The organism is Stenotrophomonas sp. TWI377 (genome assembly GCF_039674525.1).
GTDB lineage: Bacteria > Pseudomonadota > Gammaproteobacteria > Xanthomonadales > Xanthomonadaceae > Stenotrophomonas.
Genome location: NZ_JBDJNT010000007.1, coordinates 142,044 through 166,366 on the forward strand (window position 1 = coordinate 142,044; position 24,323 = coordinate 166,366).

17 protein-coding genes are annotated in these 24,323 nt (G+C 67.9%); 10 read left to right on the plus strand and 7 right to left on the minus strand.

Annotated elements, in window-relative coordinates; genetic code table 11:
- Positions 1 to 27: 27 nt before the first annotated feature.
- The 5 genes from mdtD to ABE546_RS08645 all read right to left on the minus strand — a co-directional run bounded on the left by mdtD (position 28) and on the right by ABE546_RS08645 (position 5,056).
- A complete protein-coding gene (gene mdtD, locus ABE546_RS08625) occupies positions 28 to 1,431 on the minus strand; it encodes a multidrug transporter subunit MdtD (RefSeq protein WP_346463292.1) in 1,404 nt (467 codons plus the stop codon).
- 517 nt (positions 1,432 to 1,948) lie between these two features.
- Positions 1,949 to 3,031 (minus strand): uroporphyrinogen decarboxylase, encoded by a 1,083-nt coding sequence (gene hemE / locus ABE546_RS08630; RefSeq protein ID WP_346463294.1) that lies wholly within the window; start codon positions 3,029 to 3,031, stop codon positions 1,949 to 1,951.
- Positions 3,032 to 3,084: 53 nt separating this feature from the next.
- On the minus strand, positions 3,085 to 3,336 hold the full coding sequence (locus ABE546_RS08635) for a WGR domain-containing protein (RefSeq protein ID WP_346463295.1): 252 nt from the start codon (positions 3,334 to 3,336) through the stop codon (positions 3,085 to 3,087).
- 71 nt (positions 3,337 to 3,407) lie between these two features.
- Positions 3,408 to 4,517, minus strand: coding sequence for a 3-dehydroquinate synthase (aroB, locus tag ABE546_RS08640; protein WP_346463296.1), 1,110 nt, complete (start codon positions 4,515 to 4,517; stop codon positions 3,408 to 3,410).
- Positions 4,514 to 5,056, minus strand: a complete 543-nt coding sequence (locus ABE546_RS08645; RefSeq protein ID WP_346463298.1) for a shikimate kinase — start codon at positions 5,054 to 5,056, stop codon at positions 4,514 to 4,516. The genes aroB and ABE546_RS08645 overlap by 4 nt, the downstream gene beginning before the upstream one ends.
- Before the next feature lie 95 nt (positions 5,057 to 5,151).
- Between ABE546_RS08645 and ABE546_RS08650 the strand changes: the two genes are divergently transcribed.
- Complete coding sequence (locus ABE546_RS08650) at positions 5,152 to 5,355, plus strand: dodecin family protein (RefSeq protein WP_123730473.1); 204 nt, start codon at positions 5,152 to 5,154, stop codon at positions 5,353 to 5,355.
- Positions 5,356 to 5,381: 26 nt separating this feature from the next.
- Here the strand turns inward: ABE546_RS08650 and ABE546_RS08655 are convergent, their stop codons facing one another.
- Entirely contained in the window at positions 5,382 to 6,209 is an 828-nt protein-coding gene (locus ABE546_RS08655) for a kinase (protein WP_313210949.1), read from the minus strand.
- A gap of 41 nt (positions 6,210 to 6,250) precedes the next feature.
- Between ABE546_RS08655 and pdxH the strand changes: the two genes are divergently transcribed.
- Positions 6,251 to 6,850 carry a pyridoxamine 5'-phosphate oxidase gene (gene pdxH, locus ABE546_RS08660; RefSeq protein WP_313210947.1) on the plus strand — a complete coding sequence of 200 codons (600 nt, stop codon included), beginning with the start codon at positions 6,251 to 6,253 and terminating at the stop codon, positions 6,848 to 6,850.
- Positions 6,847 to 7,302, plus strand: a complete 456-nt coding sequence (aac(6'), locus tag ABE546_RS08665; protein ID WP_313210945.1) for an aminoglycoside 6'-N-acetyltransferase — start codon at positions 6,847 to 6,849, stop codon at positions 7,300 to 7,302. The genes pdxH and aac(6') overlap by 4 nt, the downstream gene beginning before the upstream one ends.
- A gap of 12 nt (positions 7,303 to 7,314) precedes the next feature.
- On the opposite strand, the gene prpR is transcribed toward aac(6'), so the two are convergent.
- Positions 7,315 to 8,937: a propionate catabolism operon regulatory protein PrpR gene (gene prpR, locus ABE546_RS08670; protein ID WP_346463300.1), complete on the minus strand. Its 1,623-nt coding sequence runs from the start codon at positions 8,935 to 8,937 to the stop codon at positions 7,315 to 7,317.
- Positions 8,938 to 9,094: 157 nt separating this feature from the next.
- Between prpR and prpB the strand changes: the two genes are divergently transcribed.
- The 7 genes from prpB to pbpC all read left to right on the plus strand — a co-directional run bounded on the left by prpB (position 9,095) and on the right by pbpC (position 24,141).
- Positions 9,095 to 9,985, plus strand: a complete 891-nt coding sequence (gene prpB / locus ABE546_RS08675) for a methylisocitrate lyase (RefSeq protein WP_346463302.1) — start codon at positions 9,095 to 9,097, stop codon at positions 9,983 to 9,985.
- 27 nt (positions 9,986 to 10,012) lie between these two features.
- Positions 10,013 to 11,170, plus strand: a complete 1,158-nt coding sequence (gene prpC, locus ABE546_RS08680) for a 2-methylcitrate synthase (protein ID WP_088432970.1) — start codon at positions 10,013 to 10,015, stop codon at positions 11,168 to 11,170.
- 139 nt (positions 11,171 to 11,309) lie between these two features.
- On the plus strand, positions 11,310 to 13,925 hold the full coding sequence (gene acnD / locus ABE546_RS08685) for a Fe/S-dependent 2-methylisocitrate dehydratase AcnD (protein ID WP_346463304.1): 2,616 nt from the start codon (positions 11,310 to 11,312) through the stop codon (positions 13,923 to 13,925).
- Between the two features lie 56 nt (positions 13,926 to 13,981).
- Positions 13,982 to 15,166 carry a 2-methylaconitate cis-trans isomerase PrpF gene (gene prpF, locus ABE546_RS08690; protein ID WP_346463306.1) on the plus strand — a complete coding sequence of 395 codons (1,185 nt, stop codon included), beginning with the start codon at positions 13,982 to 13,984 and terminating at the stop codon, positions 15,164 to 15,166.
- Positions 15,167 to 15,186: 20 nt separating this feature from the next.
- Complete coding sequence (locus ABE546_RS08695) at positions 15,187 to 16,644, plus strand: bifunctional 2-methylcitrate dehydratase/aconitate hydratase (RefSeq protein WP_070471381.1); 1,458 nt, start codon at positions 15,187 to 15,189, stop codon at positions 16,642 to 16,644.
- A 156-nt stretch (positions 16,645 to 16,800) separates the two neighbouring features.
- A complete protein-coding gene (locus ABE546_RS08700) occupies positions 16,801 to 21,720 on the plus strand; it encodes an alpha-2-macroglobulin (RefSeq protein WP_346463307.1) in 4,920 nt (1,639 codons plus the stop codon).
- 45 nt (positions 21,721 to 21,765) lie between these two features.
- Positions 21,766 to 24,141, plus strand: coding sequence for a penicillin-binding protein 1C (pbpC, locus tag ABE546_RS08705; RefSeq protein WP_346463309.1), 2,376 nt, complete (start codon positions 21,766 to 21,768; stop codon positions 24,139 to 24,141).
- The last annotated feature ends 182 nt before the right edge of the window (positions 24,142 to 24,323 follow it).

Below are 24,323 nucleotides of genomic sequence, written 5' to 3' on the forward strand. Positions count from 1 at the left end.
TGGTCCGCTGACGGTGCGTGCCCGCCGTTACTCGGCGACTTCCTCAACGTCGCGTGGCGAGGGCCGCGTGTCCGGCAGTTGCCAGAAGATCAGTGTGGAGGTCAGGGTGATGGCGCCGACGCAGACGAAGGTGGCGTGCAGCGCAGCCGTCGCGCCATGCGAAGCATCGAGATGATTGAACGCGGCGAGCAGGCTGCCGGCAGCGGCCGCACCAAAGCCGGTTGCGAGCATCATCACCATCGAAAGAAGACTGTTGCCGGCACTGGCGAAGTCGCGGTCCAGATCGCGCAGGGTCACGGTGTTCATCACCGTGAACTGCAGTGAATTGACGGCACCGAACAGGGCCAGCTGGATGATGCGGATCCACAGCGGCTGGCCGGGCGTCATGAAGATGAAACTGGCCATCGCCAGGCCGACCAGCACGGTATTGACCATGAGCACGCGGCGATAGCCGAAGCGCTCGACGAGCTTGACCGCGTACCGCTTGGAGACCATGCCCGCCGCGGCGACCGGGATCATCAACAGGCCGGCATTCATCGGGCTCATGCCCATGCCGACCTGCAACAGCAGTGGAATCAGCAGCGGCATGGCGCTGCTGCCGATACGTGAGAACAGGTTGCCGAGGATGCCGATGCGGTAGCTGGGCACGCGGAACAGCGCGAGCGAGAACAGCGGCGCCGTGGAGTTGGCGGCGTGCAGCCAGTAACCGACGAGGGCGGCCAGGCCGGCGACGGTCATGAGCATGACCAGTGCATGCGGGGTGGCCATGCCGGAGATGCCGTCCAGCGCGAGGGACAGTACGACCATGCCGAAGGCCAGCATGAGGTAGCCGGCGATGTCGAAGCGTGTGCGGTGTTCGGCGTAGTGGTCCGGCATGATCTTCATCGCCGCGACGTAGCCGATGATGCCGATCGGCAGGTTGATCAGGAACACCCAGTGCCAGGAGGCGACTTCGACGAGCCAGCCACCCAGGGTGGGGCCGATCAGCGGGCCGATCAGGGCGGGGATGGCGATGAAACTCATGGCGCGAAGGAATTCTTCGCGGGACACCGAGCGCATGACGGCCAGGCGGCCGACCGGCAACAGCATGGCACCACCGATGCCCTGCAGGACGCGTGCGCCGACGAGCTGGTGCAGGGTCTGGGCGAGCGCGCAGGCGAGCGAGCCGAGGGTGAACAGGATGATCGCGACAAGGAAGGTGCGTCGTGTGCCGAAGCGGTCGGCGATCCAGCCGGAGGCAGGGATGAAGGTGGCGACGGCCAGGGCGTAGCTGAAGACGACGGACTGCATCTGCAGCGGGCTTTCGCCGAGGCTGCGGGCCATGGCAGGCAATGCGGTGTTGACGATGGTGGAGTCCAGCATCTGCATGAAGATGGCCAGCGATACGAGCCACAACAGGGGCCGGATCGAGGCGTAGCTGCTGGTCGTCATGGTGCGGGCCTTCGTCAACGAGGGCGATATGATCGCCGATGTGGGATCAGGGTGTGGTCAAGAGCCGAAGCCGAAGCCGAAGCCGAAGCCGAAGCCGAAGCCGAAGCATCGGCTCGGTCGGTGTCGCGGAGAGGGTGCGGCACGGGTGGGTTGGCGGGACACGCCGTAAATCCGTCCATGGAGGCTCATGTCGCGCCATCCATGGCGCTCATGGTCCCGCCAACCCACCCGTGCCACACCCATGACCGTTGTCTGGCTGTCAGGGGAAGAGCGGACATGCAGGAAACCAGTCGCTCGTCTGGAATGGATGTAATGCCGGGACTGACATGGGTAGATCCACGCCATGCGTGGATGGCCGCGCGCAGCGCGGCAATGATTGGCACCCATCGCCTGCGGACGGCACGTGTGGTGCGTCTCGAGGGTGGAAACGAGCTCACGCGTCCTGGATGCAGAACGCGTGCGTCGTCGGCCAAGCCAGGGTAGTGCCGGCCGCTGGCCGGCTACCTGCCGATGGCGATCAGCGTCGGCTCAAGCGGTGTACAGCTTCCACCAGCACCTGGACATGGTCGGGATTCATGTCGGGCGACATGCCGTGGCCAAGGTTGAAGACGTGGCCTTCGCGCGAGCCGCCGTTGCCTTGGGCGTAGCTGTCGAGCACCTGGCCGGCGGCGCGTTCGATGGCGGCGGGATTGCCGTACAGGGTGGTGGGGTCGAGGTTGCCCTGCAGGGCGACGCGGCCGCCTGTGCGGGCGACGGCGTCGGCGAGGTCCAGCGTCCAGTCGACACCGAGGGCGTCGGCGCCGGTGTCGGCCAGGGCGCCGAGGTGCAGGCCGGTGCCTTTGCCGAACAGGATCAGCGGGGTGCGTTCGGCATTTTCACCGCGTTCGAGCTCCTGGGCGATGCGGGTCAGGTAGCGCAGGGAGAATTCGCGGTACATGGTCGGGCTGAGTACGCCGCCCCAGGTGTCGAACACCTGCAGCACCTGGGCGCCGGCCGCGCGCTGGGCGGCGAGGTAGGCGATAACAGCATCGGTGACGACCGAGAGCAGCTGGTGCAGGGCGGCCGGTTCGTTCAGGGCCATCGCTTTGATGCGGGCGAAGTCCTTGCTGCCGCCGCCTTCCACCATGTAGCAGGCCAGCGTCCAGGGGCTGCCGGAGAAACCGATCAGGGGCACGCTGCCATCGAGTTCGCGGCGGATCACGCGGACGGCGTCCATGACGTAGCGCAGTTCGGTTTCCATGTCCGGCACCGCCAGCTTGGCGATGGCGGCGGCGTCGCGGACCGGGTGGCGGAACTTCGGGCCTTCGCCTTCGACGAAGTACAGCTCCAGGCCCATCGCGTCGGGGATGGTGAGGATGTCCGAGAACAGGATCGCGGCATCGAGGTCGAAGCGGCGCAGCGGCTGCAGGGTGACTTCGCAAGCGATGTCCGGGTTCTTGGCCATCGCCAGGAAGCTGCCGGCCTTGGCGCGGGTGGCGCGGTACTCGGGCAGGTAACGGCCGGCCTGGCGCATCAGCCAGACGGGGGTGCAATCCACCGGTTCGCGGCGCAGGGCGCGCAGCAGGCGATCATGGCGGGAGGGGCTGGTCACGGAACGCATCCTTGGTATCTGGTGGCGCGGGGCCGAATGGGGTCAGGGCGGCGGGGGGCCGCTCAGGGCGGCAGATCGCCGCTGGTATAGGTCACGTCGTAGCCGCGGTGCAGGTGTGCATCGCGCACTTTCTCGAACGCGGCCAGTGCCAGGTCTTCCTGCAGGTACAGCTCGCGGCGCAGCTGCCCGCGCCCGCCGATGGGGCCGGACTCGATCAGCAGCTCCCAGCCACCGAACAGATCCGGTTGCAGGGTGAGCTGGAGATAGCGGGCCGGATCGGCACCGCGGGCGTGTTGGTGCAGGAAGACGCGCATGCCCCGATTGTAGCCGTGAACGCCGCACGCGGCCGTCAGCGACGGGACAGGTGCGGCGTAACGTCGCAGGCTCAGCCGGCGGCGAGCACTCGCAGCACGTCGGCCTCGTCGACATCGCCGACCACTTCGGCCCGGCCGATGCCACGCCACAGCACCAGGCGCAGGCGGCCGGCCACGTTCTTCTTGTCCAGCCGCATCCGGGCCAGCAGCGCTTCGGGCTGCAGGCCGGCCGGAATGGCCACCGGCAGTTCATAGCGCAGCAGCAGCTCGCGCAGCTGGTCGGTGTCGGCGTCGTCACTCATGCCCAGTTGGGCCGACAGGCGGGCGGCCAGCACCATGCCGACCGCGACGGCTTCGCCGTGGTTGAGATTGTCGTTGCCAGGTGCGCCGTAGCCCTGTTCGGTCTCGATCGCGTGGCCGAAGGTGTGGCCGAGGTTGAGCAGGGCGCGCTCGCCCTTTTCCAGCGGATCGCGCGCCACGATCTCGGCCTTGTGCTCGCAGCTGCGGGCGATGGCCTGGGCCAGCGCGGTGCCGTCACCGGCCAGCAGCGCGGCGTGTTCGGCCTGCAGCCACTGGAAGAACAACGGGTCGCGGATCGCGCCGTACTTGATCACTTCAGCCAGGCCGGCGCGCAGCTCGCGCGGGGGCAACGTGCGCAGGGCGGCGGTATCGGCGATGACGGCACGCGGCGGGTGGAAGGCACCGACCAGGTTCTTGCCTTCGGGGATGTCCACCGCGGTCTTGCCGCCCACCGAGGAATCGACCATCGCCAGCAGCGAGGTTGGCAATTGCACGCAGTCGACACCGCGCATCCAGCAGGCGGCCGCGAAGCCGGCCAGATCGCCTGCGACCCCGCCACCCAGCGCCATCACGCAGGCATCGCGGGTGGCGCCGAGCGCGGCCAGTGCGGTGATCGCATCGCCGAAGTGGGCCAGCGTCTTGGAGGCTTCGCCCGCCGGCAGCACCAGCTCCCCGATCAGCAGGTCCGGGCGCGCAGCCTGCAGCGCCGATTTCACCTTCGCCAGATACAGCGGCGCGACCGAGGAATCGCTGAGCAGCAGCACATGGCGGCCGCGTACATGGCGGGCCAGCAGCTCGCCCTGGCCGAGCAGGCCCGGGCCGATGTGGATGGTGTAGGGGGTGTCGCCGCTGACGGCAACGGTACGCGGGGCGGGGGTCATTCAGGTGTTTCCTGTCGCTGCCACTGCGCGGCCAGGCGCAGCACCAGCTGCGCGGTGGCCTCGGCGGGCGTGTAGAGGTCGGTATCCAGGGTGAGGTCGGCCAGGCTCTGGTACAGCGGGTCACGGGCGGCAGCCATCTCATGCAGCACCTGCTCGCGGTCCGGGCGCTGCAACAGCGGGCGGCCGCGGTCACGGGCCAAGCGATCCAACTGGGCCGGCACGCTGACCCGCAGGTAGACCACAAAACCGCGGCGGGCGATCGCCGCACGGTTGTCCGGGTCCAACACCGCGCCACCGCCAGTGGAAATCAACTGGCCGTGCCCATCCAGCAGGCCATGCAGGACCTGGCGCTCGTGCTGGCGGAAGCCGGCTTCCCCGGAGTGCTCGAAGATCGCCGGAATGCTGGCGCCGGTGCTGTCCACGATGGCCTGGTCGGCGTCCACGAAGTCCAGCGTGAAGCGCTCGGCCAGCCGGCGCCCGATGCAGGTTTTGCCGGCGCCCATCGGGCCAATCAGGATGAGGTTCGGCGCGGGATTCATTACCCTCGATCCTAACATCTCCGTGCCATCGCCTTTACGTGCCGGCCCCCATGGTGGGCCGGCGCGGACTCTCCCGCGCGCTACCGGAGCGCCCCATGTCCGTCGCCAAAATCATCGAGATCAACGCGTCCTCCAAGACCAGCGTCGAGGACGCGGTACGCAGCGGCCTGAAGAAGGTGGCCGAGACGGTCAAGGGCATCCAGGGCGCCTGGATCAATGAAACCAAGGTCGTCACCGATGGCGAGGGCAACATCACCGAATGGCGGGTGAATCTGCGGGTGACCTTCCTGGTCGGCTGAGTGCTGCGTTTCCGTCGATGCCGCGGTCAGCGCGGCGCGACGATCCGGCGCTGTTCGTCCAGTGCGATCACCGTATCGGCCAGCGCCGGCAACGTACGCAGCGCCTGCCGGCTGACCCGTTCGTAGTACTGCACGAAGCGCTCCAGCTGGGCGCGGCTCATGCTGCTGCGGTCGGGTTGGGCGGCCTGCAGGTTCTGCTCCTGCTGCCAGCGCCAGCGCGGGATCACCGAGAAGTCCGGCGGCTGCAGGAACCACAGCCGGTCGCAACGCTGCCACAGCGCGGGGTAGTCCTGAGCGAGCGCGTGATTGCACCAGCGGCGCCAGCGGCCGTCGGCATCGGCGTCGCGCTCGAGTGCGTTGAGCGGTGGATCCAGGTCGGCCTCGTCCTGGGCCGGGGTCCCGAGGAACCACCCTTCGAACACCAGCAGGTCGAGCGGGCCGTCGAGGCGCGGCCAGTCCTTTTCGGGCAGGCGCTCGTCGGCCAGTTTGTCGAAACGGGGCAGGGCGACCGGGCCGCCGGCCGCGACCGCGTCCAAGGTGGCATGGGCCAGGGCCAGATCGTGGGTGCCCGGCGGGCCGCGGGTCAGCAGCAGCGGGTGCACCTGCCGCGCCAGACGTTGGCGCTGGGCACGGGTGAGGTACACATCGTCGATGGAGAGCATGGCCGCGCGCAGGCCGCGCGATGCCGCCAATGCGACCACCTGGGCCGCCAGCGTCGATTTGCCGCTCCCCTGCAGGCCGCTGATCGCCAATACTGGAACGGCCGCGCCGCAGTTCAGCGCGTCGTCCAGCGCCTGCGCGACCAGTGCATCCGGAAAACCTTTCGTCGGGGGCATGTACGCAGGTGCAGGCATGCAGCGACAATAAACCCAAACCGCGTGACAAGAAAACCGCCATGACCGATCTGTATGCCGAAGCGTTGTCCACCTTTGCCGGGCTGTTCGAAGAAGCCAAGGCAAGCCGCGAAGTCGAACCGAATGCGATGACGGTGGCCACGGCCGACCCGAACGGCCAGCCCTCCGCGCGGACCGTGTTGCTGAAGGCGTTCGACGAGCGCGGCTTCGTGTTCTATACCCATCTGGACAGCCACAAGGGGCGTGAACTGCAGGCCAATCCACGCGCCGCGCTGCTGTTCCTGTGGCGCAGCCTGCGCGAAGCCGGCATCCAGGTGCGGATCGAAGGCGGGGTGGAGAAGGTCAGCGACGCCGAGGCCGATGCGTACTTCGCTTCGCGCCCGCGCATGAGCCAGATCGGCGCGTGGGCGTCACTGCAATCGAAGACGCTGGCCTCGCGCGAAGCATTCGACGCACGCGTGGCGGCCACCGAGGCCAGCTTCGAGGGCCGCGACGTGCCGCGTCCGGACGGCTGGAGCGGCCTGCGCGTGGTGCCGCAGCGGATCGAGTTCTGGTACGGCGCGCAGTTCCGTCTGCACGAGCGCTGGTGCTATGAGACCGGTGTGGACGGGCAGTGGAGCAAGCGGATGTTGTTCCCGTGAACGCCGCCGCGCCGGTCATCCGGCACGCGACGCGTGTGGACGCCACGGCGTGGGCAAGCCTGCGGCGGGGTCTGTGGCCTGATGCCGATGAGACGCTGGGGGAGCTCCAGGACGCCCTGGCTGACGCCGACGCTGCCGTCTTCCTGGCCTGCGCCGATGCAGCGGTCGGATTTGCCGAGGTGCGGCTCCGGCACGACTACGTCAACGGAACCGAGACCACGCCGGTCGGCTTCCTGGAAGGCTGGTACGTGCAGCCGGACTGGCAGGGACGTGGCCTGGGCCGCGCGCTGCTGGCGGCGGCCAAGGCGTGGACGCGCGCAAAGGGCTGCAGTGAGCTGGCCTCCGACAGCCGGCTTGAAGACGTGACTGCCCAGGCGGCGCACCGGGCCTGTGGATTCGAGGAAACCGAGCGCGTGGTGTATTTCCGGCTGCCGCTGGATCCGGCTGGCTGACGCGCGGTCTGTTCAACCCACCGACCCCTCGCGCAGCCACCGCCACAGCGTTGTCCGCGATACGCCCAGCAGCGCGCACGCCTGCTCGCGGTTGCCGCCGCAGTCGGCCAGCAACCGCCGCAGCGCGGTCGCATCCGGTCGCGCCGTCGAGGCAGCAGTGAGGGCTGCCGGGATGCCGCCGCCTGGAACCGCCAGTGGCCGCTGCGCCGCGTGCAGTTCCGGCAACCACTGCAGCATCTGCGGCAACGTCAGCGCGCCCGGCTGTTGCTGCCAGTGGATGCGCAGGCGATCGACCATGTTGCGCAGCTCACGCACGTTGCCCGGCCAGGCGTAGTCGCGCAGCCGCGCGAGCGCCTCCGGCGAGAGCGGCGAATCCGTATCCGCGAGCTGCCGGAAGAAGTGGCTCACCAGCAAGGGCACATCCGCGCGCCGGTCGCGCAGCGTCGGCAGCGCGATGCGCAGCGCGGCCAGGCGGTAGTACAGATCGCGGCGGAAGCGTTGTGTGTCCACCAGCGATTCCAGCGTCTGCAGCGTGGCCGCGACCACGCGGACGTCCACCGGCGTCGGCTCGGTAGCGCCCACGCGCAGCACTTCGCGCTCTTCCAGTACCCGCAGCAGCCGGGTCTGCAACGGCAGCGGAAGTTCGCCGATTTCATCGAGGAACAAGGTGCCGCCCTCGGCGGCTTCGACCAGACCGACACGACCGCCACGACGTGCGCCGGTGAAGGCGCCTTCGTTGTAACCGAACAGCTCGGCTTCCAGCAGTGACTCGCTGATCGCCCCGCAGTTCAGCGCGACGAAACGGCCCCGGCGGCCGCTGGCGGTATGCAGTTGCCGCGCCACCAGCTCCTTGCCGGTGCCGGTCGCGCCGGTCACCAGCACGGTGCTGTCGTACGGGGCGTACAGCGCGATGTGCTCGCGCACCTGCTGCATCGGCGCGCTGTCACCGAGCAGGGCGTGGTCGGCATCCCGGCGCTTGGCCGGTGCCCGCCGCCGCAGTGACGATGCCCCGGAACGGGCCAGGGTCTGGGTCAGCTCCAAGGCATGTTCGAAGGCTTGCCGCACCGAATCGGCCGAGTACAGCAGCACCCCGGGCAGGCCGACCTGCTCGGCATGGTCGATCGCCATGCCGGTGCCGACGATCACCTCGATGCCGTTGGCACGTAGATCGGCGATGCAGTCGCGCGCATCCTCACGGGTGACGAAGCGGCGGTGCTCGATGTCCAGCCCGAAGCTGTGCTGGAAGCTGCCGAACGTCGGCACGTCGGTGGCATGCGTGACCAGACCGATCCGCGGGGCGATCCGGCGCGCGCGCGCCAGCGCTTCCATCAGATCGAAGCCATTGGCCTGGATCGGGACCAGCGGCACCTCCAGCCGGCTGCGCAGGTAGGCCGCGTTCGAACCACCGGCGATCACCACATCGCAGTGTTCGCGGCGCAGGCGCTGGCCGATGACATCCACTGCCTCCTCGAAACCAAGGTTGATCGGCACGATGCGGGCGCGGCGGTCGAACTCGGGAATCACATCCCCCAGCAGTCCGGTCAGGCGCGACACGCTGACGGTCCAGATCACCGGCAGTTGGCCGGCATCGGGATCGGACAGGCGGGCGCGGTGGCGGGGCAGGCTGATCGACATGAGGCTGTTTCAATGGTTCAGTTTCAGCCATGTTACAGATGTTTCAATGTTTCAAGGTGAAACGTCGCAGTCACCTCGCTGCCTCAATGAAATCAGACACTTGTCACCTGGCACGGCCTTTGCGCCTATCAATGGGTCAATCACGATGGAATGTCGCATGAGCACCCCCGTTTCTTCCGCTGGCGCCCGTTTCCGCGCCGCACTGGCCGCCGAATCGCCGTTGCAGGTGATCGGCGCGATCAACGCCAACCACGCGCTGCTGGCCAAGCGCGCCGGCTACCGGGCGATCTACCTCTCCGGCGGCGGCGTCGCGGCCGGCTCGCTGGGCCTGCCGGACCTGGGCATCAATACGCTGGAAGACGTGCTGATCGACGTGCGACGTATCACCGATGTGTGCGACCTGCCGCTGATGGTGGATATCGACACCGGTTTCGGTCCGAGCGCGTTCAACATCGCGCGTACGGTCAAGTCGCTGATCAAGGCCGGCGCGGCCGCCTGCCATATCGAAGACCAGGTCGGCGCCAAGCGCTGCGGTCACCGCCCGGGCAAGGAGATCGTGTCGCAGGGCGAGATGGTGGACCGGGTCAAGGCCGCCGCCGATGCCAAGACCGATCCGGACTTCTTCCTGATCGCACGCACCGATGCCATCCAGGTCGATGGCGTGGATGCCGCGATCGAACGCGCCATCGCCTGCGTCGAGGCCGGTGCCGATGGCATCTTCGCCGAGGCCGCCTACGATCTGGATACCTACCGCCGCTTCGTCGATGCGGTGAAGGTGCCGGTGCTGGCCAACATCACCGAGTTCGGCGCCACGCCGCTGTTCAGCCGCGACGAGCTGGCCTCGGCCGGCGTCGCCATCCAGCTGTTCCCGCTGTCCGCGTTCCGCGCTGCCAACAAGGCGGCAGAGAACGTGTATGAGATCATCCGCCGCGAGGGCCACCAGCGTAATGTGGTGGAGGCGATGCAGACCCGCGAGGAACTCTACGACCGTATCGGTTACCACGCCTTCGAGCAGCAGCTCGATGCGTTGTTCGCCGCCAAGAAGTAAGACCGCACACTGTTTTCTGGAGGGATCATGAGCGACACCACTACCGCCCCCGGCTTCAAGCCGAAGAAATCCGTCGCCCTGTCGGGCACCGCCGCCGGCAACACCGCGCTGTGCACCGTCGGCCGCAGCGGCAACGACCTGCATTACCGCGGGTATGACATCGCCGATCTGGCCAACACCAGCGAGTTCGAGGAAATCGCGCATCTGCTGGTCCATGGCAAGCTGCCGACCCGCGCCGAGCTGGTCGCCTACAAGACCAAGCTGAAGTCGCTGCGTGGCATCCCGGCCGCGGTCAAGGCCGCGCTGGAAGAACTGCCGCCGTCGGCGCACCCGATGGACGTGATGCGTACCGGCGTCTCCGTGCTCGGCTGCGTGTCGCCGGAGAAGGACGACCACAACCATCCCGGCGCGCGCGATATCGCCGACAAGCTGATGGCCTGCCTGGGTTCGATGCTGCTGTACTGGTACCACTGGAGCCACAACGGTCGTGCGATCGACGTGGAAACCGATGATGACTCCATCGGTGGCCACTTCCTGCACCTGCTGCACGGCGAGAAGCCGCAGGATTCGTGGGTCAAGGCGATGCATACCTCGCTGATCCTGTACGCCGAGCACGAGTTCAACGCCTCGACCTTCGCCTGCCGCGTCATCGCCGGCACCGGCAGCGACATGTACAGCGCGATCACCGGCGGCATCGGTGCACTGCGCGGTCCCAAGCACGGCGGCGCCAATGAAGTGGCCTTCGAAGTGCAGAAGCGCTACGACAGCCCCGACGATGCCGAGGCCGACATCAAGGCCCGCGTGGAGCGCAAGGAAGTCGTGATCGGTTTCGGCCACCCGGTCTACACCGTCAGCGATCCGCGCAACAGCATCATCAAGGACGTGGCACGGGACCTGTCCGCCGAGCAGCAGAACGTCAAGATGTACGACATCGCCGAGCGCCTGGAATCGGTGATGTGGGATATCAAGAAGATGTTCCCGAACCTGGACTGGTTCAGCGCGGTCAGCTACCACATGATGGGCGTGCCGACGGCGATGTTCACTCCGTTGTTCGTGATCGCGCGCACCTCCGGTTGGAGCGCGCACATCATCGAGCAGCGCATCGACGGCAAGATCATCCGCCCGAGTGCGAACTACACCGGCCCGGAAGACCAGGCCTTCGTGCCGATCGACCAGCGCAAGTAAGACAGACGTACCGCACCCGTTCGCGGGTGCCTTGCGGACCAGGCCGGCGCGATGCCGGTCTGCTCCGTTGCGGCGTCGCTACTCCTTCTTCGCCGGTGTCACGACGCCCCGGCCCGCCAACAAGCAGCTATCGCCAGCCATGAATACTCAGTACCGCAAGAACCTTCCCGGCACCGCGCTGGACTATTTCGATACCCGGGCCGCGGTCGACGCGCTCCAGCCCGGCGCCTATGCCACGCTGCCGTATACCTCGCGCGTGCTGGCCGAAAACCTGGTGCGCCGCTGCGACCCGGCCACCCTGGATGCGTCACTGCGGCAGCTGATCGAGCGCCGCCAGGACCTGGATTTCCCGTGGTTCCCGGCCCGCGTGGTGTGCCATGACATTCTCGGCCAGACCGCCCTGGTCGATCTGGCCGGCCTGCGCGATGCCATCGCCGATGCCGGCGGTGACCCGGCGCAGATCAATCCGGTAGTGCCGACCCAGCTGATCGTGGATCACTCGCTGGCGGTGGAATTCCCCGGCTTCGACAAGGCCGCGTTCGAGAAGAACCGCGCCGTCGAGGACCGCCGCAATGAAGACCGGTTCCACTTCATCAACTGGACCAAGAAGGCGTTCAAGAACGTCGACGTGATTCCGCCGGGCAACGGGATCATGCACCAGATCAATCTGGAGAAGATGTCGCCGGTCGTGCAGGTGCGCGAGGGCGTGGCCTTCCCGGATACCTGCGTCGGCACCGACAGCCATACCCCGCATGTGGACGCGCTGGGGGTTATCGCGATCGGCGTGGGCGGCCTGGAAGCGGAGAGCGTCATGCTCGGCCGTGCGTCCTGGATGCGCCTGCCCGACATCATCGGCGTGGAGCTGACCGGCCGACCGCAGCCGGGCATCACCTGCACCGACGTGGTGCTGGCGCTGACCGAGTTCCTGCGCAAGGAGCGCGTGGTGGGGGCGTGGATCGAGTTCTACGGGGAGGGCGCCAACGCGCTGACCATCGGTGACCGCGCCACCATCTCCAACATGACGCCGGAGTTCGGCGCCACCGCGGCGATGTTCTACATCGACCAGCAGACCCTGGACTACCTGCGCCTGACCGGCCGCGAAGATGCCCAGGTCGCGCTGGTGGAAACCTACGCCAAGGCCACCGGCCTGTGGGCCGACGACCTGGCCACCGCGCAGTACGAGCGCGTGCTGCAGTTCGACCTCTCCACCGTGGTGCGCAACATGGCCGGCCCGTCCAACCCGCACAAGCGTGTGGCGACGACCGACCTGGCTGCGCGCGGCATCGCCGATGAAGGCAAGCTGGCCTCGGGCAGGCAGGAACAGGCCGATGGCCTGATGCCCGATGGCGCGGTGATCATCGCCGCGATCACCAGCTGCACCAACACCAGCAACCCGCGCAACGTGATCTCCGCGGCATTGCTGGCGCGCAACGCCAACCGCGCCGGCCTGACCCGCAAGCCGTGGGTGAAGAGCTCGCTGGCGCCCGGTTCCAAGGCCGTGCAGCTGTATCTGGAAGAAGCCGGCCTGCTGACCGAACTGGAGCAGATGGGCTTTGGCATCGTGGCCTTTGCCTGCACCACCTGCAACGGCATGAGCGGCGCGCTGGACCCGAAGATCCAGCAGGAAGTGATCGATCGCGACCTGTATGCCACCGCCGTGCTCTCGGGCAACCGCAACTTCGACGGCCGCATCCACCCGTACGCCAAGCAGGCCTTCCTGGCCTCGCCGCCGCTGGTGGTGGCCTATGCGATCGCTGGCACGGTGCGCTTCGATATTGAAAAGGATGCGCTCGGCCATGATGCCGACGGCAACGCGATCACGCTGAAGGATCTGTGGCCGAGCGATGCCGAGATCGACGCGGTGGTCAAGGCCTGCGTCAAGCCGGAACAGTTCCGCAAGGTCTACGACCCGATGTTCACCTTCAAGGTGGAGCACGGCGCCCCGATCAGCCCGCTGTACGACTGGCGCCCGCAGAGCACCTACATCCGCCGCCCGCCTTACTGGGAAGGCGCGCTTGCCGGTGCCCGCAGCCTGACCGGCATGCGACCGCTGGCCGTGCTCGGCGACAACATCACCACCGACCACCTTTCGCCGTCGAACGCGATCATGGCCAGCAGCGCGGCCGGCGAGTACCTGGCGAAGATGGGCCTGCCCGAGGAAGACTTCAATTCCTATGCGACCCACCGCGGTGACCACCTCACCGCGCAGCGCGCGACGTTCGCCAACCCGAAGCTGATCAATGAAATGGCCGTGATCGATGGCCAGGTCACGCAGGGCTCGCTGGCGCGCGTGGAGCCGGAAGGCCAGGTCACCCGCATGTGGGAAGCGATCGAAACCTACATGGGCCGCAAGCAGCCGCTGATCATCATCGCCGGTGCCGATTACGGCCAGGGCAGCTCGCGTGACTGGGCCGCCAAGGGCGTGCGTCTGGCCGGTGTGGAAGCGATCGCCGCCGAAGGCTTCGAGCGCATCCACCGCACCAACCTGATCGGCATGGGCGTGCTGCCGCTGGAGTTCAAGGAAGGCGTCAACCGCAAGACCCTGGGCATCGATGGCACCGAAACCTTCGATGTGCTTGGCGACCGCGTGCCGCGCGCCGAGCTGAGCCTGGTCATCCATCGCCGCAACGGTGAACAGCTGCGGGTGCCGGTCACCTGCCGGCTGGATACCGCCGAAGAGGTCTCGATCTACGAGGCCGGCGGCGTGCTGCAGCGGTTCGCCCAGGACTTCCTGGAATCGGCGCAGGTCGCCTGATCCCACCCGCATCACGACGGCCCGGCAACGGGCCGTCTTTCCATCAGGACTTCGATATGGCGTTTCTCCCCCAGCTCCGCATTCCGGCCACCTACCTGCGCGGTGGCACCAGCAAGGGTGTGTTCTTCAAGCTGAGCGACCTGCCTGCCGCCGCGCAGGTGCCGGGCCCGGCCCGCGATGCGCTGCTGATGCGCGTGATCGGCTCGCCCGACCCGTATGCCAAGCACACCGATGGCATGGGCGGCGCGACCTCCAGCACCAGCAAGTGCGTGATCATCTCCACGCCGTCGGTGCCGGAGCACGACGTGGATTATCTGTACGGCCAGGTGGCGATCGAGACGGCATTTGTCGACTGGAGTGGCAACTGCGGCAACCTCAGCACGGCGGTGGGCCCGTTCGCGATCAGCAACGGAATGATCGATCCGGCGCGGATTCCGCACAACGGCCTGTGCACCGTGCGGATCTGGCAGGCCAACATCGGCAAGACCATCCTGGCGCACGTGCCGATCGTGGAGGGCCAGGTGCAGGAGGACGGCGATTTCGACCTCGATGGCGTGACCTTCCCGGCCGCGGAGATCCAGCTGGAGTTCCTGGATCCCTCCGATGATGGCGAGGGCGGGGCGATGTTCCCGACCGGTAATCTGGTCGACACGCTCGACGTGCCCGGCGTGGGCAGCTTCCAGGCCACGATGATCACCGCCGGCATTCCCACCATCTTCCTCAACGCGGCTGATCTGGGCTACACCGGCACCGAACTGCAGCCGGCGATCAACGAGGACAAGGCCGCCCTGGCGCGTTTCGAAGCGATCCGCGCGCACGGCGCGGTGCGCATGGGGCTGATCGAGACCATCGAGCAGGCCGCGACCCGTCAGCACACACCGAAGGTCGCCTTCGTCGCCCCGGCGCAGGACTACGTGTCCTCCAGTGGCAAGCAGATCGCCGCGGGCGAGATCGACCTGCACGCGCGCGCGCTGTCCATGGGCAAGCTGCACCACGCGATGATGGGCACCGCCGCAGTCGCCATCGGCACTGCCGCCGCGATCCCGGGCACGCTGGTGAACCTGGCCGCCGGTGGCGGTGAGCGTGAATCGGTGAGCTTCGGTCATCCCTCCGGCACGTTGCGCGTGGGCGCGCAGGCGGCGCTCGTTGACGGTCAGTGGACGGTCACCAAGGCCATCATGAGCCGCAGTGCCCGCGTCTTGATGGACGGTGCGGTAAGGGTGCCTGCCACCACCTTGTAAGTCCCAACAGGAGAATCGCGATGTCCGGTCATGACAGCCACAGCAACCAGCGCCCGCCATGGGACACGGTCCTGACCGACATCGTCGATTACGTCCGCGACTACCCGGTCAGCTCGCCGCTGGCGTACACCACCGCGCGGCACTGCCTGATCGATACGCTGGGCTGCGGGTTGGCGGCGCTATCGTTCCCGGCCTGCAGCAAGCTGCTCGGGCCGCTGGTGCCCGGCATGCAGGTGATCAACGGCGCCCGGGTGCCAGGGACGCGCTTCGAGCTGGATCCGGTGCAGGGCGCCTTCAACATCGGCGCGATGATCCGCTGGCTGGATTTCAACGACACCTGGCTGGCCGCGGAGTGGGGGCATCCCTCCGACAACCTCGGCGGCATCCTGGCTACCGCCGACTGGCTCAGCCGCAATGCCGAGGCGCTGCGCCGGGCGCCACTGACCATGCGCGATGTGCTGGAGGCGATGATCAAGGCGCATGAAATCCAGGGTTGCCTGGCGTTGGAGAATGCGTTCAACCGGGTCGGGCTGGATCATGTGGTGCTGGTCAAGGTCGCCTCCACCGCGGTGGTGTCACACCTGCTTGGTCTGGATCGTGAGCGCATGCTCAATGCGCTGTCGCTGGCCTGGGTGGATGGGCAGTCGCTGCGCACCTACCGGCACGCGCCCAACACCGGCTCGCGCAAGAGCTGGGCGGCCGGTGATGCCACCAGCCGTGCGGTGCGCCTGTCGCTGATGGCCGCGGCCGGTGAGATGGGCTATCCCAGCGCGCTGACCGCGCCGACCTGGGGCTTCTACGATGTCTCCTTCGGCGGGCAGCCGTTCCGCTTCCAGCGGCCGTACGGCAGCTACGTGATGGAGAACGTGCTGTTCAAGATCAGCTATCCGGCCGAGTTCCATGGCCAGACGGCGGTCGAAGCGGCGATGCAGGTGCATGCGCAGATGCGCGCCAGCGGCAAACGCAGCGAAGACATCGCGCAGATCACCCTGCGCACCCAGCAGGCCTGCCTGCGCATCATCGACAAACCCGGCCCGCTGCATAACCCGGCCGACCGCGATCACTGCGTGCAGTACATGGTGGCGATCGGCCTGATCTTCGGCCGGCTGGTTGCCGAGGACTACGAGGACGACGTGGCGGCCGATCCGCGCATCGATCCGCTGCGGGCGACGATCACCTGCGTGGAAGAGCCGCAGTTCACGGCCGACTACCTGGACCCGGACAAGCGCAGCATCGCCAACGCGCTGCACGTGACCTTCGCCGATGGCAGCACGATGGAGGCCGTGGTCGAGTACCCGCTGGGCCACGCCCGGCGCCGGGCCGAGGGCATCCCGCTGCTGGAGGACAAGTTCCGCCGGCACCTGGCCGGGGTGTTCCCGACCGTGCAGCAGCGCCGGATCATCGAGGCGTCGCTGGACCCGGTCGCGCTGGAAGCGATGCCGGTGCACGAGTACGTCGACCTCTACGTCGCCGGGTAGAGCCGACCGTTGGTCGGCTGCCCTTAGCGATGGCTCTTGGCGGCTGCCCTTGGCGGTGGCCCTGCCGGTCACCCATGACGCCCGGATCGCCCGGGGTCGCCCGCGAACGGACGGGGACGGCCCGTATACTGGCCGCCTTGTTCAAGGAGTGACGTCATGGCTAGCCGCAGTCGGTTCGGGCAGTGGAGCTGGAAGGGAATCGCGGGCCTGGCGCTGGTCGCCGGCCTGGCCATCGGCGTCGGGGGTTGCAAGCGCAACGACAGCGGCCAGCTACCAGCCCCGTCCGGCGCGCCGATCACGGCCAAGGCCGAGGCGGTCACCGAGTTCACCCTGGTCCGGGCCTACCCCGATCAGAAGAGCGACGGCCTGTCGCTGGCGCTGGAGTTCTCGCGCCCGCTGGTCGGCACCCAGGATTTCGATGCACTGGTCCGCTTCGCCGAGAAGGTCGGCACCGAGGACAGCAGCTGGTCGCTGTCCGATGACGGCAAGACCCTGCGCTATCCGTTCGTGGAGGCGGCCAAGGAATATTCGCTGATCGTTTCGCCCGATCTGCTCGCCGCCGATGGCAGCCGGATCGGCAAGGAGCTGCGCCAGAAGGTCTTCACCGGCGAGCTCAAGCCGGTGGCCGGGTTCGCCTCGCAGGGCAGCGTGCTGCCCGCCAAGGACAGCCGCGGCCTGCCGGTGGTCTCGGTCAACGTGCCGGAAGTGGACGTGGAGTTCCTGCGCGTGCGCGAGAAGGAACTGCCGAACTTCTTCAGCCAGTACCAGCGCGGCGGGCGCCGCGGCAGCTGGGAGCTGGACAGCGACTACGGCGACAAGACGCCGATGTCGCAGTTGGCCGAGCCGGTGTACGTCAACCGCTTCGTGATCGGCGGCAAGCAGAACGAGCGCGTGCTCACCTACCTGCCGACCCAGGACATCAAGGAGCTGCAGCAGCCCGGCCTGTATTTCGCGGTGATGAAGCGCAGCGGTTCGTTCGAAGGCGAGTACGACACCGCCTTCTTCACCGTCAGCGACATCGGCCTGCATACGCGTGCCTACAAGGACAAGCTGTTCGTGCACACCGCCTCGCTGCAGAGCGGGGCGTCGCTGAAGAAGATCGAGCTGCGCATCCTCGATGGCAAGGGTGAGGTGGTGCTCAAGGGCGCAACCGACGGCAACGGCAATGCGCTGCTCAATTACACGTTGGATGCCAGCCATGTGCTGATCGCCAGCAGTGGCGGCGATACCTCGATGCTGCCGTTCAACCAGCCCGCGCTGGACCTGAGCGAGTTCGCCGTGGCCGGGCGCGACAACGCCTGGTTCGACGTGTTCACCTGGTCGGGCCGCGACCTGTACCGTCCCGGCGAGACCGTGCGCATTTCCGCACTGCTGCGCGACAACGACGGCAAGCCGGTAAAGCCGCAGCCCGTCTTCCTGCGCCTGAAGCAGCCGGACGGCAAGACCTTCCGCGAGACCCGCCTGACCCCGGGCGAGCAGGGTTACTTCAGCTTCGAGCAGCTGATCCCCGCCGAGGCCCCGACCGGGCGCTGGCAGGTGGAGTTCCGCACCAACCCGGCCAGCAAGGAAGCGATCCAGGGTATGACCCTGCGGATCGAGGAGTTCCTGCCCGAGCGCATGAAGCTGGACCTGGACAGCGTGCAGAAGACGCTCAAGCCGGGCGAGCCGCTCAAGCTGCAGGCCGATGCCGCGTATCTGTACGGCGCGCCGGCCGACGGCAACCGCTTCACCGCACGGTTGGCCGTGGCGGCCGAGCAGTCGCCGGTCGAGTCGCTGCCGGGCTACTTCTTCGGCGACCCGACCACCGCGCTGCCGCGCGAGGCGCGTGACGTCATCGATACCGAATTCCCGGCCGACGGCAAACTGCGCCAGGACGTGGAGCTGCCGGCGGAGGTCAAGCCGACCGCACCGATCGCCGTGGTGCTCTCCGGCAGCGTGTATGAAACCGGTGGCCGCACCGTGACCCGCACCCTGAAGCGGGTGATGTGGCCGGCCGCCGCGCTGGTCGGTGTGCGCCCGTTGTTTGATCCCAAGGATGGCGCGGATGCCAACAGCAACGCGCGCTTCGAACTGATGCGCGTGGACGCGGCGGGCAAGCCGCAGCCGGCCAAGGGCCTGAAGGTCACGCTGGTGCGCGAGCTGCGCGATTACCACTGGACCTTCAACGACAACCGCTGGGATTACGACTTCACCCGCCGCTTCGAGAACAAGGACACCCGCACCGTCGATGCCGGCAGTGCGGCGGTCGGCGTTGATGTCCCGGTGGAGTGGGGCGAGTACCGGCTGGACGTGTTCGATCCGGCCACCGGGCTGACCAGCCGCTATCCGTTCAACGCCGGCTGGAGCTGGAACGACGACAACCGCGGCCTGGATGCACGCCCGGACAAGGTCAAGCTGGCGCTGGACAAGACCGGCTACAAGGCCGGCGATACCGTGCGCGTCACCGTGACCCCGCCGCATGCCGGCAAGGGCGTGCTGATGGTCGAGAGCGACAAGATGCTCTACGTCCAGGATATCGACGCCAAGCCGGGCAGCACCTACGACATTCCGGTCACCGCCGAATGGGAACGCCACGACGTCTACATCACCGCGCTGGTGTTCCGTGGCGGCAGTGCCCCGAGCAAGATCACCCCGGCCCGTGCGGTCGGCGTGGTGCATGTGCCGATGGACCGCAAGGCGCGGCAGATCGCGGTCGGCCTGGTGGCACCGAAGCAGATGCGCCCGGAGCAGACGCTGCCGGTCACCGTCAGTGCCCCACAGCTGGCCGGCAAGGTCGCGCATGTGACGGTCTCGGCGGTGGATGTGGGCATCCTCAACATCACCCGCTTCCCGGTGCCCGATGCCGCTGCGCACTTCTTCGCGCAGCGTCGTCTGGGCGTGGATGCGTATGACATCTACAGCCGCGTGATCGAAAGCTTCGACGGCAGCAGCGGCAAGCTGAAGTTCGGTGGCGACATGGCGCTGGCCGCGATGCCGCAGGCCAAGCGCCCGACCGCGCGGGTGCAGACGGTGGACCTGTTCTCCGGCCCGGTGAAACTCGATGCCAAGGGCATCGCGCGGATCGCGCTGAAGGTGCCGGATTTCAACGGCACCCTGCGCGTCTCGGCGCTGGTGTACGCCGATGACCAGTACGGCAAGCGCGATGTGGAGACCGTGGTGCGCGCGCCGATCCTGGCCGAAGCCAGCATGCCGCGCGTGATGGCGCCCGGGGATACCAGCACGGTCACCCTGGATGTGCAGAACTTCACCGGCACGCCGGGCGAGTTCAAGGTGCAGGTCGATGGCATCGGGCCGCTGACCCTGGGCGACGCCAGCCGCACGCTCAAGCTCAACGCCGACGCCAAGAGCACGCTGAGCTTCCCGCTGACCGCGCGCGAGGGCTACACGGTAGCCAAGGTCCGCGTGCGCGTGGACGGCAACGGCTTCAAGGTCGATCGCCGCTATGACCTGCCGGTGCGCGCGGCGTGGCCGCAGGTGCTGCGCGCACAGACCCGCACGCTGGATCCGCTGGCCGCCGTCACGATGGACGCCGGCCTGGCCGATGGTCTGATGAACGACTCGGTGACCGCACGCATGCTGGTCAGCGCGCTGCCGCCGATTCCGTTCGCCAGTGCCTTGAATGGCGCGCTCAACTATCCGTATGGCTGCGCCGAGCAGACCACCAGCAAGGGCTATGCCGCGCTGATGCTGGATGAAGCGACCTCGGCCATGCTGGGTGCAGACGGGCTGGATGCCAAGACCCGCCGCGAGCGCATGGAAGGTGCCTTCGGCCGCCTGGCCTCGATGCAGGTCGCCAACGGCAACTTCTCGATGTGGGGCGACGACGGCTACATCAATCCGTGGCTGACGCCGTATATCGCCGAGTTCCTGCTCGACGCCAAGGACGCCGGCTTCGCCGTACCGGACAACGTGCTGCAGAAAGCGCTGAACCGCCTGAGTGAAGACCTGCTGTCCGGTGGCAACCAGTTCTACGGCGAGGACCGCCGCGAGAACCTGAAGTTCGCCAACCAGGCGTATTCGGGCTACGTGCTGGCCCGGGTCAACCGCGCGCCGCTGGGTACCCTGCGCGCGCTGTACGACAACGAACGCAGCAAGTCGCTGACCGGCCTGTCGCTGGTGCACCTGGGCATCGCGCTGTCCCTGCAGGGCGATCACAAGCGCGGCGATGCGGCCATTGCCGCCGGCTTCGCCAAGAGCGCGGACGACCGTCCGGCCTACTTCGGCGATTACGGCAGCGCGGTGCGCGATGACGCATTGATGATCGCGCTGCTGCACGAACGCAAGCTGTCCAAGCCGGCCTACGATGCACGCGCGGTCGATCTCGGTCGCGCGCTGGACGCCCGCCGCAACAGTGGCTGGATGTGGCTGAGCACCCAGGAGCAGGTGGCGCTGGCGCGCATGGGCAAGGCGCTGTCGGCCAACCAGACCAAGCTGGTCTCGGGCGAACTGGTGGTGGGGGGCGAGAGCGAGAGCATCTCGGCACGCCGCATGTTCGGCCGCAGCGTCGACTACGCCGCGCTGGCCAAGGGCGTGCGCTTCACCCCGCAGGGGGAGCCGCCGATGTTCGCCAGCCTGGAAGTGGCCGGCATTCCGCGCAACCCGCCGGAGCCGGACAGCCGCACGCTCGGCGTGGAGCGCAGCTGGTACACCACTGATGGCAAGCCGTGGACGCCGCGTCCGCTGAAGGAAGGCGAGGCCCTGATCGTGCGGGTCAGCGTCACCCCGAACGTGGACATGCCCGATGCGCTGCTGACCGATCTGCTCCCGGCCGGGCTGGAGATCGAGAACTTCAACCTGGGCGATGCCAAGCAGTGGGCCGATGTGGTGGTCGACGGGTTGAGCGTCAACGACCGCGGCGATGCGGCCAACATCAAGCACGAGGAGTTCCGCGATGACCGCTATGTGGCCGCGCTGAAACTCTCGCGGGGCAGCACTGCCAAGGTGTTCTATCTGGTGCGTGCGGTCACGCCGGGCACCTACCGCGTGCCGCCGCCGCTGGTGGAGGACATGTACCGTCCCGACCTGCGCGGGGTGGGGCGCAGCCTCCCGGCCTCGCTGACCGTGGTGCAGCCCTGATCGCAGGGCGGGCCGTCGCGATGACGGCCCGCCTGCTGAATGGACATGATGTCTCTTTTTTCCAAACGGTCGTGGGCATCCGTGCGACGCAACGTGCTGCCCTGCCTGCGCTGGGGAACGGCGGCGCTGCTCACACTGCTGCTGGTGCTGGACCTCGCGTTCCCGCCGCCGCTGCCCAGGCAACGCGACACCAGTACCCTGGTCGTTGCGCGCGATGGCACGCCGCTGCGTGCGTTCGCCGATGCGGACGGGGTGTGGCGCTACCCGGCCTCCGCCGACAGCGTCTCGCCGCTGTATCTGCAGGCGCTGCTGAACTACGAAGACCGCTGGTTCTGGCGGCATCCCGGCATCAACCCGTGGGGCCTGCTGCGCGCGGGCAAGCAATGGCTGTTCGAGCAGCGGATCGTCTCCGGTGGTTCAACGCTGACCATGCAGGTTGCGCGAATCCTCGATCCGCATACGCGCACGCCGTGGGGCAAAGCCAAGCAGCTGCTGCGCGCGGTGCAGCTGGAACTGCACCTGAGCAAGGCGCAGATCCTGGCGCTGTATCTGGAACGTGCGCCCTATGGGGGCACCATCGAAGGCGTGGAGGCGGCGAGCTGGGCCTATCTGGGCAAGCCAGCCTCGCAGTTGTCGCATGCCGAGGCGGCGTTGCTGGCGGTGCTGCCGCAGTCGCCCAGCCGGTTGCGTCCGGACCGCCATCCGGAGGCGGCACAGCGGGCGCGTGACAAGGTGCTCGAACGCATGGTGTCACTCGGTGTGTGGTCACGCGAGGAGGTCGACGATGCGCGCATCGAGCCGGTGGTCACCCGCGCCCTGCAGCCCCCGCTGCATGCGGCGTTGTTGGCGCAGCGCCTGCGCTCGGCGCAGCCGCGGGCGGCGCGGATCGAGAGCACGCTGGATATCGGCCTGCAGCGCACGCTGGAAGAGCGTGTGTCGTCCTACTTTTCACAGCTGCCCGAGCGCACCTCGGCGGCGTTGCTGGTGGTGGACAACCGCACACTGGAGGCACGTGCCTACGTCGGTTCGGTGGCGTTCGGCGACAAACAGCGGCTCGGCCATGTGGACATGGTGCAGGCGTGGCGCTCACCGGGCTCAACGCTGAAACCGTTCCTGTACGGCATGGCGCTGGATGATGGCCTGATCCATTCGGAAAGCCTGATGGTGGATGCGCCGCAGAGCTTCGGCGGGTATCGGCCGGGCAACTTCGATGCGGCCTTCAACGGGCCGGTCAGTGCCGCCACGGCGCTGCGGTTGTCACTCAATGTGCCGGCGGTGGACCTGCTGGATCGCGTCGGCTCGGCGCGCTTCGCGGCACGCCTGTCGCATGCGGGCATCAATCTGCGCTTTCCGCACGGCAGTGCGCCCAATCTCTCGCTGATTCTCGGCGGCACCGGCGCGCGGCTGGAGGATCTGGTCGGCACCTTCGCCGCGTTCAACCGCAACGGTATCGCCGGGCGGGTGCGTTATACCGCCGGGGATGCGGTGATCGAGCGCCGCCTGATGTCCCCCGGCGCGGCGTGGATCACCCGCGAGGTGCTCGAGTCCAATCCCCGCCCGGGCTACGGCACCGGCACCTTCGATGTCACCGGGCGCCCGCGTGTGGCCTGGAAGACCGGCACCAGCTACGGCTACCGCGATGCCTGGGCGATCGGCACGACGCGCCATTACACGGTAGGTGTGTGGGTGGGGCGCCCGGATGGCACGCCGCTGCCCGGGCAGTACGGCGCGGTCACCGCGTTGCCGCTGATGTTCGAGGTGGTCGACAGTCTGCCGCGCCAGGCCGGCGATGCCCGTGCGGCGCCGATGCCGGCGAGCGTGGCGCAGGCCGATATCTGCTGGCCGACCGGTGGTCTGGCCGAGCAGATGGCGCCCGCGCTGTGCCAGCGGCGGATGCCGGCGTTCGTGCTCGATGGGGCGGTGCCGCCGACCTTCGCCGAGCGCGAGGCGCGGCTGTGGCAGCCGGGTCTGCAGCGGTTCCAGGTGGATGCGCGCACGGGGCTGCGGCTGTCGCCGGAGTGCAGCCGACCGCATGCGGCGGAGTCGCGTGAGATCGCGCGCTGGCCGGCGCTGTTGTCGCCGTGGTTGCCGCACGCGCAGCGTCAGGCCTCGCAGTTGCCTGCGTTGTCCCCGGACTGCAGCGACGATGGTCGAGAGAGTGGTGGGACGCTGCATATCGAGGGGCTCAACGACCGCGCCACCCTCGCACGCGCGCCGAATGCCGAGCGCGGCGTTCGCCTGCAACTGCGTGCACTGGGCAATGAAACGACCGTGGATTGGCTGCTGGATGACCGCTGGATCGCCCGCACTGAAGGCGCGCGGCTGTTCCAGCGCGATTTCGACGAGGTGGGTGAGCACACGCTGACCGCGCTGGCCGCCGATGGTGCGTGGACGCAGGTGCGGTTCCGGATCCTGCGCTGACGGGTTGCTGCCCGCGATCGGGTAGTGCCGGCCGCTGGCCGGCATCATCCCATCAACGGTAGTGCCGGCCGCTGGCCGGCATCACACCATGAACGGTAGTGCCGGCCGCTGGCCGGCATCACACCATGAACGGTAGTGCCGGCCGCTGGCCGGCATTGCACGCCGTTCGGATGCTGCAGGAG

Bases quoted from the DNA above. Each gene is read 5' to 3' on its own strand.
- hemE (WP_346463294.1), bottom strand. From the start codon at position 3,031: ATGCGTTCCGTGACCAGCCCCTCCCGCCATGATCGCCTGCTGCGCGCC.
- ABE546_RS08700 (WP_346463307.1), top strand. From the start codon at position 16,801: ATGGCTAGCCGCAGTCGGTTCGGGCAGTGGAGCTGGAAGGGAATCGCG.
- prpB (WP_346463302.1), top strand. From the start codon at position 9,095: ATGAGCACCCCCGTTTCTTCCGCTGGCGCCCGTTTCCGCGCCGCACTG.
- mdtD (WP_346463292.1), bottom strand. From the start codon at position 1,431: ATGACGACCAGCAGCTACGCCTCGATCCGGCCCCTGTTGTGGCTCGTA.
- prpC (WP_088432970.1), top strand. From the start codon at position 10,013: ATGAGCGACACCACTACCGCCCCCGGCTTCAAGCCGAAGAAATCCGTC.
- pbpC (WP_346463309.1), top strand. From the start codon at position 21,766: ATGATGTCTCTTTTTTCCAAACGGTCGTGGGCATCCGTGCGACGCAAC.
- ABE546_RS08650 (WP_123730473.1), top strand. From the start codon at position 5,152: ATGTCCGTCGCCAAAATCATCGAGATCAACGCGTCCTCCAAGACCAGC.
- ABE546_RS08655 (WP_313210949.1), bottom strand. From the start codon at position 6,209: ATGCCTGCACCTGCGTACATGCCCCCGACGAAAGGTTTTCCGGATGCA.
- aroB (WP_346463296.1), bottom strand. From the start codon at position 4,517: ATGACCCCCGCCCCGCGTACCGTTGCCGTCAGCGGCGACACCCCCTAC.
- prpR (WP_346463300.1), bottom strand. From the start codon at position 8,937: ATGTCGATCAGCCTGCCCCGCCACCGCGCCCGCCTGTCCGATCCCGAT.
- prpF (WP_346463306.1), top strand. From the start codon at position 13,982: ATGGCGTTTCTCCCCCAGCTCCGCATTCCGGCCACCTACCTGCGCGGT.
- pdxH (WP_313210947.1), top strand. From the start codon at position 6,251: ATGACCGATCTGTATGCCGAAGCGTTGTCCACCTTTGCCGGGCTGTTC.
- ABE546_RS08695 (WP_070471381.1), top strand. From the start codon at position 15,187: ATGTCCGGTCATGACAGCCACAGCAACCAGCGCCCGCCATGGGACACG.
- acnD (WP_346463304.1), top strand. From the start codon at position 11,310: ATGAATACTCAGTACCGCAAGAACCTTCCCGGCACCGCGCTGGACTAT.
- ABE546_RS08635 (WP_346463295.1), bottom strand. From the start codon at position 3,336: ATGCGCGTCTTCCTGCACCAACACGCCCGCGGTGCCGATCCGGCCCGC.
- ABE546_RS08645 (WP_346463298.1), bottom strand. From the start codon at position 5,056: ATGAATCCCGCGCCGAACCTCATCCTGATTGGCCCGATGGGCGCCGGC.